14 protein-coding genes are annotated in these 18,318 nt (G+C 64.3%); 7 read left to right on the top strand and 7 right to left on the bottom strand.

The window, feature by feature from the left end:
* Positions 1-164 precede the first annotated feature (164 nt).
* Positions 165-794: a LysE family translocator gene (locus tag JAB6_RS07185; protein WP_070302025.1), complete on the top strand. Its 630-nt coding sequence runs from the start codon at positions 165-167 to the stop codon at positions 792-794.
* On the opposite strand, the gene JAB6_RS07180 is transcribed toward JAB6_RS07185, so the two are convergent.
* Together JAB6_RS07180 and JAB6_RS07175 are read right to left on the bottom strand one after the other, a co-directional pair.
* The gene (locus tag JAB6_RS07180) at positions 757-1,485 is read right to left on the bottom strand and encodes a YceI family protein (RefSeq protein ID WP_254671508.1); all 729 of its coding nucleotides are present in this window, start codon (positions 1,483-1,485) and stop codon (positions 757-759) included. The two genes, JAB6_RS07185 and JAB6_RS07180, sit on opposite strands and share 38 nt — an antisense overlap.
* A gap of 543 nt (positions 1,486-2,028) precedes the next feature.
* Positions 2,029-4,740, bottom strand: a complete 2,712-nt coding sequence (locus tag JAB6_RS07175) for a M1 family metallopeptidase (RefSeq protein WP_070302023.1) — start codon at positions 4,738-4,740, stop codon at positions 2,029-2,031.
* Between the two features lie 251 nt (positions 4,741-4,991).
* Here JAB6_RS07175 and JAB6_RS07170 point away from each other — a divergent pair, with 251 nt between their 5' ends.
* On the top strand, positions 4,992-5,615 hold the full coding sequence (locus JAB6_RS07170; RefSeq protein ID WP_046684020.1) for a glutathione S-transferase family protein: 624 nt from the start codon (positions 4,992-4,994) through the stop codon (positions 5,613-5,615).
* 80 nt (positions 5,616-5,695) lie between these two features.
* On the opposite strand, the gene JAB6_RS07165 is transcribed toward JAB6_RS07170, so the two are convergent.
* The 4 genes from JAB6_RS07165 to JAB6_RS07150 all read right to left on the bottom strand — a co-directional run bounded on the left by JAB6_RS07165 (position 5,696) and on the right by JAB6_RS07150 (position 9,787).
* A complete protein-coding gene (locus JAB6_RS07165; RefSeq protein WP_070302022.1) occupies positions 5,696-7,801 on the bottom strand; it encodes a prolyl oligopeptidase family protein in 2,106 nt (701 codons plus the stop codon).
* A 177-nt stretch (positions 7,802-7,978) separates the two neighbouring features.
* Positions 7,979-8,638 carry a hypothetical protein gene (locus JAB6_RS07160; protein WP_046684022.1) on the bottom strand — a complete coding sequence of 220 codons (660 nt, stop codon included), beginning with the start codon at positions 8,636-8,638 and terminating at the stop codon, positions 7,979-7,981.
* The gene (locus tag JAB6_RS07155; RefSeq protein ID WP_058048611.1) at positions 8,631-9,266 is read right to left on the bottom strand and encodes a hypothetical protein; all 636 of its coding nucleotides are present in this window, start codon (positions 9,264-9,266) and stop codon (positions 8,631-8,633) included. The genes JAB6_RS07160 and JAB6_RS07155 overlap by 8 nt, the downstream gene beginning before the upstream one ends.
* Before the next feature lie 125 nt (positions 9,267-9,391).
* Positions 9,392-9,787: a RidA family protein gene (locus JAB6_RS07150; protein WP_046684597.1), complete on the bottom strand. Its 396-nt coding sequence runs from the start codon at positions 9,785-9,787 to the stop codon at positions 9,392-9,394.
* A gap of 128 nt (positions 9,788-9,915) precedes the next feature.
* Between JAB6_RS07150 and JAB6_RS07145 the strand changes: the two genes are divergently transcribed.
* On the top strand, positions 9,916-10,848 hold the full coding sequence (locus tag JAB6_RS07145; RefSeq protein ID WP_070302028.1) for a LysR family transcriptional regulator: 933 nt from the start codon (positions 9,916-9,918) through the stop codon (positions 10,846-10,848).
* Here JAB6_RS07145 and JAB6_RS07140 read toward each other — a convergent pair.
* Positions 10,832-12,532: a CehA/McbA family metallohydrolase gene (locus JAB6_RS07140; protein ID WP_070302021.1), complete on the bottom strand. Its 1,701-nt coding sequence runs from the start codon at positions 12,530-12,532 to the stop codon at positions 10,832-10,834. The genes JAB6_RS07145 and JAB6_RS07140 overlap by 17 nt on opposite strands.
* A 322-nt stretch (positions 12,533-12,854) precedes the next feature.
* On the opposite strand from JAB6_RS07140, the gene JAB6_RS07135 reads away from it, so the two are divergent.
* Genes JAB6_RS07135 through JAB6_RS07120 form a run of 4 tightly spaced genes read left to right on the top strand, consistent with a single transcriptional unit; the run spans position 12,855 to position 18,314 of the window.
* Positions 12,855-14,150, top strand: coding sequence for an MFS transporter (locus JAB6_RS07135; protein ID WP_070302020.1), 1,296 nt, complete (start codon positions 12,855-12,857; stop codon positions 14,148-14,150).
* 10 nt (positions 14,151-14,160) lie between these two features.
* Positions 14,161-16,713 (top strand): nitrite reductase large subunit NirB, encoded by a 2,553-nt coding sequence (gene nirB, locus JAB6_RS07130; RefSeq protein WP_083292590.1) that lies wholly within the window; start codon positions 14,161-14,163, stop codon positions 16,711-16,713.
* A gap of 12 nt (positions 16,714-16,725) precedes the next feature.
* The gene (gene nirD / locus JAB6_RS07125) at positions 16,726-17,079 is read left to right on the top strand and encodes a nitrite reductase small subunit NirD (RefSeq protein WP_034754999.1); all 354 of its coding nucleotides are present in this window, start codon (positions 16,726-16,728) and stop codon (positions 17,077-17,079) included.
* Positions 17,076-18,314 (top strand): NAD(P)/FAD-dependent oxidoreductase, encoded by a 1,239-nt coding sequence (locus tag JAB6_RS07120; protein ID WP_083292589.1) that lies wholly within the window; start codon positions 17,076-17,078, stop codon positions 18,312-18,314. The genes nirD and JAB6_RS07120 overlap by 4 nt, the downstream gene beginning before the upstream one ends.
* Positions 18,315-18,318 lie beyond the last annotated feature (4 nt).

The following is an 18,318-nucleotide window of genomic DNA, read 5'->3' as shown; positions in this document are numbered from 1 at the left end:
TGCTGGCATCGATGGGCTTGGTGATGGTCGCGCGGAAATGGCGGCAACGCCGTTTGCATTGGAGTGCCCATTTTAATCGACTCTCGGTGACACACGGGCAATTTCATGTCCTGTCCGCCTGGCGCCCGCTCCGGTATCATGGCGCCTTTGCCCGCGAGATATTCATGCTCAGTCCCGACCAGTTCCTGGCCTTCCTGGCCGCCGCCGTCTTGATCACCGCCAGCCCCGGCCCCGACAACCTGATGGTGCTGGGCGTGGGCATGTCGCGTGGACGCCGCCAGGGCATGGCGTTCGGCCTCGGTTGCGCCCTTGGCTGCCTCACGCACACGGTGCTGGCGACCATCGGCGTGTCGGCCCTGCTGGCCGCCTCGCCCATGGCATTTACGGCGCTCAAAGTGGCCGGCGGGCTGTATCTCGTGTGGCTGGGCATCGGCGCCTTGCGCAGCCGTGGCGGCGCCAGAGTCGATGGCGCGGCGGCCTTGCCCGACGAATCCTTGCTGCGCCTGTTCGGCAAGGGACTGTTTGCCAACAGTATCAATCCGAAAGTCGTGCTGTTTTTCCTGTCGTTCCTGCCGCAGTTCATCGTCGCGGGCCAGGGCAACGCCAGCTGGCAGACGGCGCAGCTGGGCCTGGTCTTCACGGCGCAGGCGTGCGTGCTGTTCGGCCTGCTCGGCTATTTTTCCGGCGCCGTCGGCCTGTGGCTGAACCGCCGCCCGCGCGCCGGCCTGTGGCTGGACCGGGTGGCCGGCACCATCTTCATCGGCCTGGGCTTGCGATTGATCCTGGCCCGCTGACGTCTTGCCGGGCGGTAATGCGGAACGCCAGTTCCATCTGATCCTGCACGGCCATGGCGCCGCCCAGGACGGCGAACGGCACGATGCCGAAGTCGCTCTGTTTCAGCAGCAGGCTGCCGCTGGCCTGCAGGCGGCGTCCATCGGCCGCTTGCTCGATGCGCACCGGCAGCTGCACCGTGCGCGTCACGCCATGCAGCGTGATGTCGGCATCAAACACTTCCTTGTTGCCCATGCGGCGCGCGGCGATGCTGACCCACGGATAGCGTTCCGCCTCGAGCACGCGCACCAGCATATTGTGGCGCGTGCCGGCGATGGCGTCGGCCGACGGCGTTGTCGTCAAACCGGCCGCCTGGCGCAGGCTTTCTTCATCCACGCTCATTTCGTCGAGCCGGAAGCGGAACTGCGCGCGCCCCAGCGCGGGCGCCACGACGCCCTGCAGGCTGCGGCTGGCCACCACGTGGTCATGCCCGAGCCGCGCCAGCGCACCGCCGCGCCGCACGGTGATGGTCAGCAGGGATTCGTCGGGCGCGATGTGCAGCAGCTGCACGCCCTGCCGCTGCCACGCGGGCGCGGGCATCGCGGCAGGGGTAGCTGGCGCGGAAGCCGGGGCAGGCGCGGGCGGCAGGGGTGTGCAGGACGCCAGCAAGGCGCAGGCAAGCAGGAAAACGGTGCGAAGATTCTGGCTGGGCATGGGGCAGATGGAATAGATGGAACAAGGGCGATGGGCGATGGGGGAATAGTACGCGATCCGCGCGGAGGTGCGCGTGCAATGTTAGAGCTAGGTCATATGGCGGTCATATGACACTGTTATGATGCTTTTGTTGGCACACAGCATGCGATGCGCAGATCACTACGCTCCGGGAGCGATAGGATGCAGGCATGACTCAACAGCTTAGCCGGTGAGCTCAACCATCGGCACCAGATACGTTAAACTTGTTTTATAGTAATGATTGCAGGGCGGGGCAGGGGAAATACGGGAAACGGGCGGGGATTTAATGAAGTCCTAAGCCTGTTTCAACGAAGGGCTGGCATAGTGGATACATGGCGCACGGAAACCCCGAGCGCAAGGTTGCCGGACACCTCAATGACCGGCACGATTTCCACTTTTTCATGTGTTTTCCCGTTTTATCCCTGCGCTCTGAAACAGCGTTTCAACCGGCTACCGCACTTTGCGAAGCCGGTTTTTTTTGCCTGCGTTTTCATCAGTTCCGGCGCCGCAGCGCCGGGAAACCTCTTAACCCGCCTGTTTCGCCAGCCACGCATCGACGGCCGGCAGGCGCTCGGCGCGTACCTTGATGCGGTACTTGATGCCGGCCACGGAGCTGTCGGCGTCGCCGCGCGCGCTGGCCGGCAGGTTCGCTTGCGCGTACGCTTCCAGCTTGGCGATCATGTCCGGCTGCGCCGAACCGGCGGCCAGGCGCGGGAAATAGCGGCTGCGCGAGCTGGCGTCGATGCGCGCATTGACTTGCTCCAGGTGCGCCAGCGCGAAGTCGAAGGCCAGTTCCGGATGCGAGCGCGACACGCGCGAGATCATGGCCGGGCTGTTCGTCACGCCCGGTTCATCCGTCAGTGCCAGCGCCAATGCGCGCTGCGCCAGTGCGGGATCGTCGCTCGAGGCCAGCAAGTCGTACAGCTGATTCTTGACCAGCGGCGTCTTTTCCTGCTGCGCTTTGGCGTGCAGCTGCTCCCAGGTGGCGGCGTCCGCATGCTGCGCCACCACGCCCAGGATGGTACGGCGCAGCGGCGCGGGCATGGCGGCCGCATTTTGCTCACCGGCCTGTTCGCTGGCCGCGTAACGGCGGCGCGCTTCCGCGATCACGCCCGGTTCGCCCATGTCGCCGAGGATGGCGATCAGGCGGCCGCGCAGGGTTGCCACGCTCGACGCCTCGCCCGCGCGCGCTTCCCAGCCCGTCTGCGTCATCATCGGCGCCAGGCGCGCCATGGCGAAGCGGCCGAAAGCCTGCTGGCGAACGGCATCACCCGCATACTGTTCGTACAGGCTGCCCAGTGAGCTGGCCACCTTGCCCAGCACCTGCGGATCGGCCGACAGCGGCGTCGCTTGCACCAGTTCCAGGAAATCGGCCAGGTTTTGCGCACCGGCCAGGCCCAGCGACTGGCTGTCCGCCAGCAAGCCCAGTTGGTCGATCGGCGCCAGGCGCGCAAAGCTGCCCGCCAGCGCGCGCGTGTTGGCCGGCGCGTACACGGTGCGGTAGTAGCCGCTCTGGCCCGCGTTCACGAGCAGGGCGCCGCAGCCGGGCACGTTCAGGGTCGCCTTGCCATTCTTCACCAGCACCGTGGCCAGCTTGCCGTTGCCGACCGTCGAGGCGATCACCGGCACTCTCCACGACAGCGGTTTTTTATTTGGTTGGTCCTTGGAAAATTCCGTCTGCGTCAGGCGCACGCGCGTATTGCCGTTTCTGCACACGGCGTCGCTCACCGTGATCATCGGCACGCCCGGCTGCAGGGTGAAATCATGGGCGATGGCGCTGACAGGCTTGCCGGCGGCCGCATCGACTTCGCGCCACAGGTCGTCGGACACGGTATTGCCATACGCATGCTTGCGCATGTAGTTGCGCACGGCCGTGCGCCACGTATCGGCGCCCACATACGCTTCGAGCATGCGGATCACCGCTTCGCCTTTTTGATAGGTGATGCCGTCGAACGCCTGGCTGGCCTGTTCCACGGTGGCGATGCGCTGCACCACAGGGTGCGTGGTGCGCAGCGCATCCTGACTCATGGCCGACTCGCGTCCGCCGACGCTGGACAGGGCCGTGTTCCATTCCGGATGCAAACGCTCCGTGGTGCGGCCTTCCATCCACGAGGCGAAACCTTCGTTGAGCCACAGGTCGTCCCACCAGCGCATGGTGACCAGGTCGCCGAACCACTGGTGCGCCATTTCATGCGACAGCGTGGTGTAGATGTTTTCCTTGTCGGCCTGCGTCGAGATGGCCGGGTCGAGCAGCAGGCCATATTCAAAAGTGAACACGGCGCCCCAGTTTTCCATGGCGCCAAAGAACTGGCTGCGGCCCGGCGCGGCAATGTTGTCGAGCTTGGGCAGCGGGTAGCGCACGCCGAAATAATCGTTGTATTCGCGCAGCAGGGCGGCCGACTCGTCGAGCGCGAAGCGGCTTTGCGCCAGCGCGCCCCGCTTCGTGATGACGCCTATTTCCGTGCCCTCGCTCATGGCCGTGGCCCGTTCGAAGTCGCCCAGGCCGAAGAACAGCAGATACGTCGACATGCGCGGCGTGGTGGCGAAATACACATGCTTCATGCCATTGCCCAGTTCCTCGCTGCGGACGATCGGCATGTTACCGACGGCCATCTGGCTGCTCGGCACGACCACGTCCAGCGCGAAGGTGGCCTTGTAGTCCGGCTCATCCCACGACGGCAGCATGCTGCGCGCATCCGAATTTTCGAACTGCGTGTACAGCGCGCGCTGGCGCCCTTGCGGCGTGTCGTAATCGAGCGAAAACAGGCCCGTGGCCTGCGTGCCGATCTTGCCGCTGTAGTCGATGCGCAGCAGGTACTCGCCCTTGGCCAGCGGCTGGGCAAAATGCACGGTGGCCGTCTGCTTGTCCGCGTCGAAATCGATCTTGCGCGTCACCTGCTTGCTGCCGCCCGGGCCTTCGATGGCGGCGGCCGCAAACGTCAGGTTCAAGGCGTTGAAGGTGATGCTCGCCGTTGGCTTGTCGACGGCCACCTTGATGGCGGCTGTGCCCTTGAAGGTGGAGGCGGCGGCGTCCGGCGTGATCGACAGGATGTAGTGCAAGGGCGTGACGCCGCGCGGCAGCTGCGTGGTGGTGCCAATGGCGTGGCTGGCCGAGGCGTATTTGGGTGCTGCGGCGGGAGCTGCGTGGCCCGCATGGGCGGCCGTGATGGAAGCCAGTGCCAGGACGGCGGCGGCCAGTTGGCTGCGGCGGAAGCGCGGAGTCGGTGTGCGATGCATGGTATGCCCTAGTTTCATGGATAAAACGCCCGCCAGCCGGATAGGCTGCGGGCGTTGATGACGTGTGGGGGACATGCTGGAACTGGCGGCCAGCGTTCCCCTACAGCAATCTAAGGCGAAACCGGGGCAAAGTCAACGCGCCAGGGGCGCCGCACCATGACGGTGCGCTGGTATGATGGACGCGTGACCGTACTGCCGCAGGCCAGCCCCGCAGCGGATTGTCCCCCCATAACGAGACGAGACCCAAGCACATGAAACTGATTATCAGCCCCCGCACGCCCAATCCACGCCGCGTCACCATGTTCATCGCCGAGAAGGGCATCACCGGCATCGAGGAAGTGGCGCTCGACCTGATGGCGGGCCATCACCGCGATCCCGCCTTCCTGGCGAAAAACCCGCTGGGCCGCGTGCCCGTGCTGGAGCTGGACGATGGGCGCGTGCTGACCGAGACGCGCGCCATCTGCACTTACCTGGAAGGCTTGCAGCCGCAGCCGAACCTGATGGGCGAGGGGTACGAGGAGCGCGCGTTTATCGAGATGGCCGACCGCCGCGTGGAACTGCATTTGTTCAGCGCCGCCGCCAACTGGGTGCGCCACGGCCATCCGGCCCTGGTGGCGCTGGAAAATCCGCAGTTTCCCGACTTCGCCACGGCGCAGGCGGGCAAGCTGCGCGAGACGGCGCAATGGCTGGACCAGGTGCTGGCCCACCAGCCATACATCGCCGGCGACCGCTTCACGATTGCCGACATCACGGCCTTCTGCGCGCTGGAATTCGTGCGCGGCCTGATGAAGTACCGGCCCGGCGCGGAAGGGTTGCAGAACTTGCAGGCCTACCGCGACCGCATCGCGGAACGCCCCAGCGCACAGGCCAAGTAGCCGGGTAGGCCGGGCAGGTTGGGTAGGTCGGATTAGCGGGGCCGCCGAGGCGCGTGAGCGCGTAATCCGACACCACCACTTTACTTCAGCTGCTCCCACAGGAAGGTGTAGGTCAGCGCCCACATCAGCGCCTGCTGGTCGTTGTTGGCGGCGCCCGCATGGCCGCCTTCCGTGTTTTCCCAGTACAGCACGTCGTGGCCTTGCTCTTCCATCTTTGCCACCATCTTGCGCGCATGGCCGGGGTGGACCCGGTCGTCGCGCGTCGAGGTGGTAAACAGCACGCGCGGATATTTCTTGTCCTTGAAGACGTTCTGGTACGGCGAGTACTTGCTGATGTACGCCCATTGTTCCGGCACGTCCGGGTCGCCATACTCTCCCATCCACGAGGCGCCCGCCAGCATCTTGTTATAGCGGCGCATGTCGAGCAGCGGCACCTGGCTGACGACGGCGTTGAACAAATCGGGGCGCTGCACCAGCACGGCGCCCGTCAGCAGGCCGCCATTGCTGCCGCCCATGATGCCCAGGTGGCGCGGGCTGGTGATCTTACGCTTGATCAGGTCCTGCGCCACGGAGATGAAATCGTCATACGCGCGCTGGCGGTTTTCCTTCAGCGCCGCCTGGTGCCATCGGGGACCGAACTCGCCGCCGCCGCGGATATTTGCCAGCACATACACGCCGCCTTTCTCCAGCCACGCGACGCCGGTGGTACCGCTGTAGCTGGGTTTCAGCGACACTTCAAAGCCGCCATAGCCATACAGCACGGTGGGGTTGCTGCCGTCGAACTTTGTCTGCTTGCCCATGATGGCGAAATACGGCACCTTGGTGCCATCTTTCGACGTCGATTCGAACTGCTCCACTTTGTACGGTGTGGCGTCGTAGTAGGCGGGCAGCGACTTGATTTTCGTGCGCTTGTCGCTTTGCGCCGTGGCCAGGTACAGGGTGGTCGGGTTAAGGAAGTCGGTCACCGTCAGGAAGTACTGGTCCGAGTCGACGGAATCGAGCGCGCTGACGGCCAGGGTGCCCAGCTTCGGCGCATCGACGGCGCGGCGCTGCCACTTGCCGTTCACGTGGCGCAGTTCCGTCAGGCGGTTCTTGACCTTGTCCAGCGTGGTGACGAGGATGGCGGACTTGGTTGCCGTGACATTGTCCAGCGACGACGTGGCCGTGGGGGCGTAAAGCACTTCCAGGTCTTGCTTGCCCTGCATGAAGGCCTTGAAGTCGGTGGCCAGCAAGGAGCCTTGCAGGTAGGTCTTGCCGTTGACTTTCCAGTCCGAGCGCAAGGTGATGACCAGTTGGTCGCGCACGGTGAAGGCCGTAGCGTCGTCCGGCTTCGGTACTTTCTTCAACTCGGCGCCGTCGCGCAGGAACATCTCGCCGCTGTAAAAATCGATCTGCCGCTCGATGAACTGGTGTTCATGGCCGGGCGTGAAATCCTTGTAGGCGCCGGCGCTCAGGTCGTCGGGCTTGGCTTCGTACAAGGTTTGCGCCTGCGCCAGCGGCGTGCCGCGCTGCCACTGCTTGATGATGCGCGGGTAGCCCGAGCTGGTCATCGAGCCGGGGCCGAAATCGGTGGAGACGAACAGGGTATCCTGGTCGATCCAGCTGGCGCTGCCCTTCGCTTCGGGCAGGGTGAAGCCGCCTTCGACGAAGGCGCGCTTGGCCACGTCGTATTCGCGCACCACCTTGGCGTCGCCGCCGCCGCGTGACAGGGAAATGAGGCAGCGTTCACCCTTCGGATACAGGCAGGAGGCGCCGCCCCAGACCCAGTTTTCACTCTCGCCGGCGGCCAGCTGGTCGAGGTCGATCACGGTTTCCCAGACGGGTTCGGCCAGTTGGTATTGCGCCAGGGTAGTGCGGCGCCAGATGCCGCGCACGTGCTGGGCGTCGCGCCAGAAGTTGTAGTAAAACTCGCCTTCCTTGCTCACGTAGGGAATGCGTTCCTTCGAGTTGAGGATGGTTTTCAGGCGCGCCTGCAGGACGGGGAAGCCGGGCTGGGCTTCCAGTTCCCTGGTGGTGACGTCATTGTGCTGCTTGACCCAGGCCAGCGGCTTGTCGCCGAGGACTTCTTCCAGCCACAAATGGGGATCGGTGTTGGCGGCGGCAGGGGCGGGGGCTTGCGCATGGGCGATGCCCGCGGTGGCCAGGCCGAGCAGCATGCTGCCGGCGAGAATGCGATATGACGACATAGAGGGTTCCTGGTTGGTCCGATGGAGGCCGCGTTGCAGGCAAAACGGCGCAGCCATGGTGCCATGGATTGCTGTGGGGAACCAGTGTCTATGGACGGCTGCTTAAAAAATAATTATTTTTCCAATATTGTTTGCTGGAAAAGAGCGGGGCCGTAGAATCTGCGGCGTGTTGGCTCTTCAGGGGGCGCCAGGCCCCATCAGCGAGGTCACGGTGAGCCCCGTCTTTTCGACATCGCCGCCGTCGCAGTGATAAATCCATAAGGCATCGTTGTCGCGGCTGTCGATGAACAGGATGCGCGTGTTTTCCTCGCCGATGGCCAGGCACTCCGCCAGCTCGGCAGGACTGAACGGTGCAGCCTGCTTCGACCCCGTTCCCGCCGCTTGTGCCAGCGCCTGCGCAAAGCCAGCCAGTTGCCTGACTGCCAGATAGCTTGTTCCATCCACCTCGACGTCTTTGCACAGCGCGTCCAGGCTGTACAGCGTGAAGGGGGCTTCATCGGTGAAAATCGCCATGTCGGGACGTGGCTTTGCGCTGCGGAGGTGAGCGAGATAGGCCTGGGGCAGGGCCACTTTTTCCCTGGTCAGCAATTTTTCCAGCTGCTTGCCGCTTTTCTTCGCTGGCCGGGCGGCCTTGGGCGCGACGGCTTCGCACGCCTGCGCTGTCCAGGCGACTGGATTAAACTGGAACATCCTTGCACATGCGGGGCAGTGCAGGAACATGAAGGTCATACTTTTGCCGATGGCCGTTTTCAAGAACGCGCCATCCGAGGCATCCATTGCGCTGCTGTCGAAGTGGCGTCCGCAGTCGCCATCGTAGGGGCAAGTGATGTCAAGCATAGGCGTATTTCTCCATCCGCAAAGCGATCTCTTCTTTTTCCTCCGGAAAAGAGGCTGCGGGATTTTTCTGCCAATAGGCAAGGCCCTCGTTCAGTGCCCACAGGGCTCTTTCCTGCTTGCCCGCCATCAGATAAAAATCGCAGGCCTTGGCATGCGATTCTTGCGCTTCGACGAGAGCCAGGGCTGCATTTTCCCAATTGGAAAGGCGCTCAAACCAGGGAACGGCCAACTCCAGCAGATTGTCCCTCAGGCAGGCCATGACCGTTGCCCGATGGGACGGATCGACGAGCTGGTGTTCTTTGACTTCCTTGCCATCGATGACAGGGAATTGCCAGCTTCTGATATTCCAGTCCGCCACGCCGCCAACGATATTGTTGACAGGTTCACGGCCGTAGCGCGCCGTGTGCCATGTAGCATAGGATCTGGACGAGACTTGATAGTGGCTCCAGAATGCCACGCAGACATCCTCTTCGTTATGGCGGTTGACCTGGAAATGGATGGCCTGGAGAAATTCGTTCTGCGTGCGCTTGAAAGTCAGCTGGCTAGGCGAGAACTTGAAGCCCGCTGCGCTCAGCGGTTCCAGCAAGTACGCTTCAATATTGGCGATGATCAGCGCTTTTGGTTTCATTCCGTTTCCTGGCATGCGTCGGTTGCGCAATGTTGCCATAGATCAGTGTCAACGCACCTTGCGGCGGGCAATCGTGCGAGGGAAAGCCTGCTGCCATTTTCCTGCACGCTTCCGGACGCCGTATCCTAGCCCGGCAGCTTGGCCACCACCTTGATTTCGAACTGGAAACCATACAGCCACGTCACGCCAACGGCCGTGACCGTCGGGTGCGGCGCCTGGCCCCAATACTCTGCCTGCACGATATCCCAGATGCGCTGGAAGTGCGATTGTGGATCGACGATAAAGATGGTTACGTCCTGCACATCGTCGAAGGTACAGCCGGCGGCTTGCAAGATGGCGTTCAGGTTGTCGAAGGCGCGCCGGACCTGGGCTTCGAGCCCGGGTTCGGGCGTGCCGTCTTCGCGGCTGCCGACCTGCCCCGACACAAACAGCAGGCCGTTGGCACGGACGGCAGGGGAATAGCGGTTCTGTTCATACAGGGCCTGGCGGCCCGGAGGGAATACGACGTCGCGTTTCATCAGCTTTCCTTTGTTGATGCAGCGAAGTTGCTGCCTGGAGAACACTTTATCTGCTACCAACCTGCGGATAAAGCGGCCAGATCGGACTGGACTATTTGTATAATCCAAACAATCGAATGGCGGAGGCGTGGATGGACAGGTTTGATGCGATGAAGGCGTTCGTGCGGGTGGTCGAGACGGGCAGTTTTACGCGGGCGGCCGCGACCTTGCACATGAGCCGCACCACGGTGACGCAACTGGTGCAGCAGCTCGAAACGCGCCTGCGCCTGAAACTGCTGAACCGCACCACGCGCAAGGTCAATGTGACGGCCGATGGCGCGGCCTATTACGAGCGCATCGTGCAGGTGCTCGATACACTGGAAGAAATCGAAACGAGCTTGCCGCATGCCGCCGCCTTGCCGCGGGGCCAGTTGCGGGTGGACGTGCCCAGTCCGCTTGCCGCTTTGCTGCTGGTGCCGGCGCTGCCCACGTTTCATGCGCTGTATCCCGATATCGTGCTCGACATGGGCGCCAGCGACCGCATGGTCGACGTGATCGCCGACAATGTCGATTGCGTGATACGCGGCGGTGACATCACCGACCAGTCGCTGATGGCGCGCAAGCTCGCCGACCTGCCATTGGGCGTGTATGCGGCGCCGGCCTACCTGCAAGGGGTGGGTACGCCCTTGCATCCGCTGGACTTGCAGGACAGCGCGCACCGCATCGTGCGCTTTCGCTGGGCCAGCAGCGGCAACGGCTTTCCGTATGTGATGCACCGCGAGGGCCAGAGCGTCAAGATCCATGGCCAGTACGTGCTGTCGATCGACGACGGCAACGCCTACCTGGCGGCCGGGGTAGCGGGGCTGGGCGTGCTGTGGCTGCCCGATTACATGGCGCGGCCGCACGTGGCCAGGGGCGAGCTGCTGCCGCTGTTCGAAGCATGGACGGTCGATCCCATGCCGCTCTATCTCGCCTATCCACCGAACCGCCATGTCAGCAAGAAACTGCGCGTCTTTATCGACTGGGTGGTCGAATTGATGGCCCGGCATTCCGCCCGCCCAGTCGCCGTCACGGCAGTTGATTGACCCACAAGGGCGCCGACCAGACGATGTTGCCGTCGTCCTGCGTCAGGCGCGCGTAATAGAAATGGGGGCCGGGCGCGGGCGTGACGATGAGCTCGGCCTGGTCCGAGATGGGCGTGACGGAACCGTTGCCGCCCGGCACGCCGTGGAAGATGGCGACGGCCGCCGCCTGCCGCCCCGCGCTGTTGCTGAAGCTGGTGGCCAGGTGCAAGGGGCCGCGGTTGTCGAAGCGCTCGCCCATTAACCTGCCGTTGGCCGTGAACAGCAGCTGTGCGTGCTTGTCCATGGTGGCAAACACGCGGCGCGCGCGCAGCGCTTCGAGCAAGCTGTCGCGCGACAATGATGTATCGGCAGCCTTGTTCGTCACCAGCACGGCCGTGCGGTTGCCGTACGAGGCGCCCCAGTTGGCGCAGTGGTTGTCCTGGTTGCTGCTGAAGGCCACGTGGTAGCCCGCCGCCAGGGCCCGGTTGCAGGCCGCCTCGTAATTGCTGCGCCGCGTTTCCGTTTCCTCGTCGTTCGTGGAAAACGCGGACGTGTTCATGACTTCGCACAGCACCATGGCCGCGTCGCCGTCCGGCGTGTAGCCCAGCGGCTGGCCGTTGACGAGAAACTGGCCTGCATAGGCGGGATGGTTGAATTGGCCGATCCAGCCCCTTTCGCGCATCAAGCTGTACAGCCCCGCGTAATCGCCCTTCGGCGTCTCGATATCGGCCACCAGCTCGCCCTGGGCATTTTTTTCCCAGCCCAGCAACTGCTCGCCGTTAAAAATGTTCAGGTGGCCGCCCTTGTTGATGACGCCCCATTCCATGCCGTACAGGGCCAGGAAGCCCGGGTGGGCGGCCGAATACGCGGCCGCTTCGGCCAGGCCCGTCTGGTACAGGGCTATCGCTTCAGCAGGGGTGGCAGCGGCGTTGGTGCCGTCCGAGCCGTCGTACATGTGGTTGTGCTCGGACGTCAGCAGGGCGTCGAGCCCGTGGTCTTGCGCATACTTGTAGGCATCGATGGGGCCGTAGGGCGCCGTTTGCGGGTCTTGCGCGCCATGGCAGGCGTCGAGCGCCGCGCCGCCATCGCTGTGGCGCGTCTGGCTGTGCAGGTTGGCGTAGACGATGCGGTAGCCGGGCTGGCCTTCCAGGCCGGGCAGTTGCTGCAGGCCGGCCTGGAAGGCGCTCACCCTGGGCGCCGTGCTTGCACCGCGCTGCACCTGGATGTGCCACTGCTGTTCCACCTGCGCTTCATGCGGCGTGCCCGCGTCCGCCACCGCAAGCAGGCGTAACTGATACAAGCCGTCCTGTGCCAGCACGCGCCGTTCGCGCGCATCGGCGTCGGCGCGGCCATCCCAGGGCAGGTTCACGCTCTTGCCGTTGGCCCCCACCGGTTCCGTGCCCGACCAGCGCCGCAGCACGGTGCCTTGCGGGCCGGGGCCGGACAAGGTCAATGTCCAGCGCACGGCATGGGGGCGGCCTTCATCGGGATAGGTGAGCCGCACGATAAATGTGCGTGACTGCGTCGTCCGTGCACCGGCCGCGGCGTGAAAGGGCGCGACGACGGTGGCATCGAGCTCGCTGTGTTCCTTCGGTTCTTGCGCGGCGGCGGTATTGCTCCACGCAATGAGCTGCAGCCCGGCGCACGCACATGCCAGCCATGGCGGCCAGGGTGGCCGCCAGCGACGCCGCAGTGTCTTGACCATCGTGGCCTCCCGCTACTGCTTCAGATGGTAGTTAGACAAGAGTTGCCACTTGCTGGTTCCCGCATGCACCAGTAAGTGGCGTGCTTGCACCGCGATTGGCCATGATCTGGCGCAAACCTCGTATCGATAAGGGCGTTTGCCCGTGCGGCAAGCTGGCACGGCGCTTGCTAAACAGAAGGTACGGATCAACGGCGATCCCCTGAATAAACGCACAACGGTCCAACGACGGACCACATGGACAACGGCGTCCGCCCAGGCTGATTTTTCATCGGCGGGGGCGGGCGCCGTTTTGTTTTATCAACGGGATATTTCGGGAACCTATATGGCCAGCCAAAAAGCAACGAGCATCGCGCTCTTCTCCCTCGCCACGCCGCCCATGCGCGCATTTCACCTGACGTGGATGGCATTTTTCGTGTGTTTCTTCGCCTGGTTCGCCTGCGCTCCCCTGATGCCTGTCATCAAGGGCGAGTTCGGCCTTTCCTTGGCGCAAGTGGCCAACATCAATATCGCGGCCGTCGCCATCACCATCCTCGTGCGCCTGATCGTCGGGCCATTGTGTGACCGCTACGGCCCGCGCAAGACCTACACGGGCTTGCTGCTGCTGGGCGCCATTCCCGTGCTGGGCGTGGCCGCTTCGCAAAGCTATGAAAGCTTTCTGTTCTTCCGCCTGGGCATCGGCGCTGTCGGTGCCAGTTTTGTCATCACGCAATATCACACCTCCGTGATGTTCGCTCCCCGCGTCGTGGGGACGGCGAATGCCGCCGCCGCCGGCTGGGGCAATGCGGGCGGCGGCGCAGCGCAGGCGCTGATGCCACTGCTGCTCGGTGCCGTAGTCATGCTGGGCGTGTCCGAATCGCTGGGCTGGCGCGTGGCCCTGCTGGTGCCGGGCGTGCTGATGCTGGTGATGGCCGTTCTCTACTGGCGCTATACGCAGGATTGCCCTGAAGGCAATTACTCGGACTTGCGCGCCGCCGGCGTGGCCATCGAAGGTGGCAAGAAGGGTGGCTGGGAGAGCTTCAAGGCGGCCAGCTCCAACTACCGCGTGTGGCTGCTGTTCGTCACCTACGGCGCCTGCTTCGGCATCGAGATTTTCATTCACAACATCGCTGCCGTGTACTACGTCGACCATTTTGGCCTGTCCTTGAAATCGGCGGGCCTGGCCGCCGGCAGCTTCGGCTTGCTGGCCCTGTCTGCCCGCGCCCTGGGTGGCTGGATGTCCGACAAGCTGGCCTTGCGCGGCAACCTGAACAGCCGCGTGACCCTGCTGTTCATGCTGATGATCGGCGAAGGCGTTGGCCTGCTGTGGTTTGCCAAGGTCGACAGCGTCACCTGGGCCGTCATCGCCATGCTGGTCTTCGGCCTGTTCACCCACATGGCGTGCGGCGCGACCTACGCGCTGGTGCCTTTCATCGACAGCAAGGCACTGGGCGGCGTGGCCGGCATCATCGGCGCCGGCGGCAACGTGGGCGCCGTGGCGGCAGGATTCCTGATGAAGGGCACGGGCGACATCCGCCAGACTCTGATCATCCTGAGCGCGCTGGTGGTGATCTCGGCCCTGTGCGCCATCGCCGTGCGTTTTACCCGAGAAGCGGCCGAACCGAACATGGCCGCGGCCTGAGGAGACAGTAATGACTCACCCTTTGAACATCGTCGTCCTTGGCCATGGCATGGTCGGGCATAAATTCCTTGAACGCCTGGCATTGGAAAACGCGCCGCACCTGTCAGTGACGGTCTTGTGCGAAGAGCCGCGCCCCGCCTACGACAGGGTGCACCTGTCCGAATTTTTCAGTGGCAAATCGGCCGACGACCTGTCTCTGGTGGCGCCCGGCTTTTTCGACAAGGGCAACGTTGTCCTGAAACTCAATGCGCGCGCCGTCTCGATCGACCGCGCGGCGAAAACCGTCACGGCCAGCACGGGCGAAGTGCTGGCCTACGACAAGCTGGTGTTCGCCACCGGCTCGACGCCATTCGTGCCGCCGCTGCCGGGCAAGGAGCGCGACGGCTGCTTCGTCTACCGCACCATTGAAGACCTGGAAGCCATGCTGGCCTGGGGCGGAAAGTCAAAGACGGGCGTGGTGATCGGCGGCGGACTGTTGGGCCTCGAATGCGCGAAAGCCTTGCGCGATTTGAAGCTGGACACCCACGTGGTGGAATTCGCGCCGCGCCTGATGGCCGTCCAAGTCGACGAGGGCGGCGCGCGCGTCCTGCGCCGCAAGATCGAGGAACTGGGCGTGACCGTGCACACGCAAAAGAACACCCTGGCCATCGTCGACGGCGAAGCGGCCACCCACCGCATGCAGTTCGCCGACGGCAGCCATCTGGAAGCGGACATGATCGTCTTCTCGGCCGGCATCCGTCCGCGCGATGAAGTGGCGCGCGCCTGCGGCCTGGACGTGGGACCGCGCGGCGGCATCGCCATCGACGACAGCTGCGTCACCTCCGATCCGGACATCTATGCCATCGGCGAATGTGCGCTGTGGGGCGGCCTGGTGTTCGGCCTGGTGGCGCCCGGCTACGAAATGGCCCGCATCGCGGCGCGCCACCTGTTGCAGGAAGAGGGCGAAGCCTCGTTCAAGGGCGCCGACATGAGCACCAAGCTCAAACTGATGGGCGTGGACGTGGCCAGCCTGGGCGACCCGCACGGCAATGCGCCGGGCAGCCGCTCCTACCAGTTCATGGATGAACGCAAGCAGATCTACAAGAAGATCGTCGTCTCCGATTGCGGCAAATACCTGCTGGGCGGCGTGATGGTGGGCGACGCCAGCGAGTACGGCACCTTGCTGCAGATGATGCTCAACAAGATCGAGCTGCCGGCATCCCCCGAATTCCTGATCCTGCCGCAGGCCGATGGCCAGCAAAAGGTGGGCCTGGGCGTGGACGCCTTGCCCGAATCGGCGCAAATCTGCTCGTGCAACGATGTGTCGAAAGGCGCGCTGTGCGCGGCCGTCGCCGAGGGCGCCACCACCATAGCCGCCCTGAAAAGCTGCACCAAGGCGGGCACCGCGTGCGGCGGCTGCGTGCCTTTGGTCACGCAGATCATGAAGGCGGAAATGCAGAAGCAGGGCCTGACGGTGAACAACCACGTGTGCGAACACTTTGCGTACTCGCGCCAGGAATTGCACCACCTGGTCCGCGTGGGCAAAATCCGCAGCTTCGGCGAACTCCTGGGCGCGCATGGCCAGGGCCTCGGTTGCGACGTGTGCAAACCCGTGGCGGCGAATATCCTCGCCTCGTGCTGGAACGATTTCGTGCTCTCTCCCGTGCACGCCAGCCTGCAAGACAGCAATGACTACTTCCTCGGCAATATCCAGAAGGATGGCACGTACTCGGTGGTGCCGCGCATGCCGGGCGGCGAAGTGACGGCCGATGGCTTGATCGCCGTGGGCATGGTGGCGAAAAAATATGGTCTCTATACGAAGATCACGGGCGGCCAGCGGGTCGACCTGTTCGGCGCAAGAGTCGATCAATTGCCGGCCATCTGGGAAGAACTGATCGCGGCCGGTTTCGAGTCGGGCCACGCCTACGGCAAGTCGCTGCGCACGGTGAAATCGTGCGTCGGCTCCACGTGGTGCCGCTATGGCGTGGCCGACAGCGTGGGCTTTGCGATCCAGCTGGAAAACCGCTACAAGGGCTTGCGCACGCCGCACAAGATCAAGTTCGGCGTCTCCGGCTGCACGCGCGAATGCGCCGAGGCGCAGGGCAAGGACATTGGCTTGATCGCCACGGAAAAGGGCTGGAACCTGTACGTGTGCGGCAATGGCGGCATGAAGCCGCGCCATGCGGAACTGATCGCCTCCGATCTCGATGAAGCCACGCTGGTGCGCTATGTCGACCGCTTCCTGATGTTTTACGTGCGCACGGCCGACCGCCTGCAGCGCACCAGCGTGTGGCGCGACAATCTGGAAGGGGGCCTCGATTACCTCAAGCGCGTCATCATCGACGACAGCCTGGGCATCGCCCACGAACTGGAAGCGGACATGCAGCACGTGGTCGACACCTACGCCTGCGAGTGGAAGGAAGCCGTTTCCAATCCCGCCGTGCGCCAGCGCTTCCGCCATTTCGTCAACAGCGAGAAGAGCGATGAAAACGTGGTGTTCGTCGAAGAGCGGGGCCAGATCCGGCCCGCCACCGAGATGGAACGCCGCAGCACCGTGATCCCCATCCTTGCCGTGGAGGCGTGAGCCATGAATGCGATGAATGAACTTTCCGGCGCCACTGCCGACAACTGGGTGGCCATCTGTCCCTTGGCCGATATCGTGCCCGACACGGGCGTATGCGCATTGCTGGGTGGCCGCCACGTGGCCGTGTTCCGCGTCGGCGATGCGGCGCCGCGTGTATACGCCATCGACAATATCGACCCGAATGCGGGCGCTTCCGTGCTGTCGCGGGGCCTGGTCGGCAGCATCGGCGAGCGCGTCGTGGTGGCGTCGCCGATCTACAAGCAGCACTTCGACCTGGCCAGCGGCGAGTGCATCGAAGCGCCCGAGCATTCGGTTGCCGCCTGGCCGGCGCGCGTGTTTGCCGACATGGTGTGGGTGGCCCTGTGAATCCGCCAGTCAAGGCAACTGCGCGTCCCTCGCTGGTCGTCGTCGGCAACGGCATGGCCGGCATGCGCACGGTCGAGGAACTCTTGAAACTGGCGCCGGACCTGTACGACATCACCGTGTTCGGCGCCGAACCGCACGGCAATTACAACCGCATCCTGCTGTCTCCCGTGCTGGCAGGCGAAAAGTCGGTGGACGACATCATGCTGCACACGCGCGACTGGTATGCGCAGCATGGCATCGCCCTGCACGCGGGCGACCCCGTCGTGCGCATCGACCGCAAGGCGCGTACCGTGCAATCGTTGTCGGGTATCACGGTGGCCTACGACCGCCTGCTGCTGGCCACCGGTTCCACGCCGTTCATCGTGCCCGTGCCGGGCCACGAACTGCCCGGCGTGATCGGTTTTCGCGATATCAGCGACGTCGACACCATGCTGCAGGCGGCGCGCACGCACCGCCACGCGGTGGTCATCGGCGGCGGCTTGCTGGGACTGGAAGCGGCCAACGGCTTGCAGCGCCAGGGCATGGATGTCACCGTCGTGCACATGAGCGGCGCCTTGATGAACCAGCAGCTGGACGCACCCGCATCGATGCTGCTGAAAACGGCGCTGGAAGCGCGCGGCCTGCGTTTCCTGATGCACGCGCAAACGTCCGCCATCATCGGCAGCACCCGCGTGGAAGGCGTGCAGTTTGCGGACGGCAGCAGCATCCCCGCCGACCTGGTGGTGATGACGGCCGGCGTGCGCCCGAACATCGCGCTGGCGCAAGCGGCCGGTCTGCACTGCGAACGGGCCATCGTCGTTGACGATTGCCTGCAAAGCTACGACCCGCGCGTGTACGCCGTGGGCGAATGCGTGCAGCACCGGCGCGCCACGTTTGGCCTGGTCGCGCCCATCTGGGAGCAGGCGCGCGTGTGCGGCGCCCACCTGGCCGGCGCAGGGCACCGCCGCTACGTGCAGCAGGCCAGCGCCACCAAATTGAAAGTGACGGGCATCGACCTGTATTCGGCCGGCGACATCATCGGCGGCGAGGGCAGTGAAGACCTGGTGCTGCGCGATCCGCGCCGCGGCGTCTACAAGCGCCTGGTGGTGCAGGGCAGCCGCCTGGCTGGCGCCGTGCTGTATGGCGACGTGCAGGACGGCCCCTGGTATTTCGACCTGATCCAGCAGCGCCGCGACATCAGCAAGCTGCGCGCCCATTTATTGTTTGGCCAGGCGCTGTGCGCCCAGGCCGCCTGACAGC

The sequence above is a fragment of the Janthinobacterium sp. HH104 genome (assembly GCF_001758715.1).
Classification (GTDB): domain Bacteria; phylum Pseudomonadota; class Gammaproteobacteria; order Burkholderiales; family Burkholderiaceae_D; genus Janthinobacterium; species Janthinobacterium aestuarii.
Note: the sequence above shows the minus strand (reverse complement) of the source record. Positions and strands in the feature narration are given on the sequence as shown.

Bases quoted from the DNA above. Each gene is read 5' to 3' on its own strand.
- JAB6_RS07185 (WP_070302025.1), top strand. From the start codon at position 165: ATGCTCAGTCCCGACCAGTTCCTGGCCTTCCTGGCCGCCGCCGTCTTG.
- JAB6_RS07180 (WP_254671508.1), bottom strand. From the start codon at position 1,485: ATGCCCAGCCAGAATCTTCGCACCGTTTTCCTGCTTGCCTGCGCCTTG.
- JAB6_RS07175 (WP_070302023.1), bottom strand. From the start codon at position 4,740: ATGCATCGCACACCGACTCCGCGCTTCCGCCGCAGCCAACTGGCCGCC.
- JAB6_RS07170 (WP_046684020.1), top strand. From the start codon at position 4,992: ATGAAACTGATTATCAGCCCCCGCACGCCCAATCCACGCCGCGTCACC.
- JAB6_RS07165 (WP_070302022.1), bottom strand. From the start codon at position 7,801: ATGTCGTCATATCGCATTCTCGCCGGCAGCATGCTGCTCGGCCTGGCC.
- JAB6_RS07160 (WP_046684022.1), bottom strand. From the start codon at position 8,638: ATGCTTGACATCACTTGCCCCTACGATGGCGACTGCGGACGCCACTTC.
- JAB6_RS07155 (WP_058048611.1), bottom strand. From the start codon at position 9,266: ATGAAACCAAAAGCGCTGATCATCGCCAATATTGAAGCGTACTTGCTG.
- JAB6_RS07145 (WP_070302028.1), top strand. From the start codon at position 9,916: ATGGACAGGTTTGATGCGATGAAGGCGTTCGTGCGGGTGGTCGAGACG.
- JAB6_RS07140 (WP_070302021.1), bottom strand. From the start codon at position 12,532: ATGGTCAAGACACTGCGGCGTCGCTGGCGGCCACCCTGGCCGCCATGG.
- JAB6_RS07135 (WP_070302020.1), top strand. From the start codon at position 12,855: ATGGCCAGCCAAAAAGCAACGAGCATCGCGCTCTTCTCCCTCGCCACG.
- nirB (WP_083292590.1), top strand. From the start codon at position 14,161: ATGACTCACCCTTTGAACATCGTCGTCCTTGGCCATGGCATGGTCGGG.
- nirD (WP_034754999.1), top strand. From the start codon at position 16,726: ATGAATGAACTTTCCGGCGCCACTGCCGACAACTGGGTGGCCATCTGT.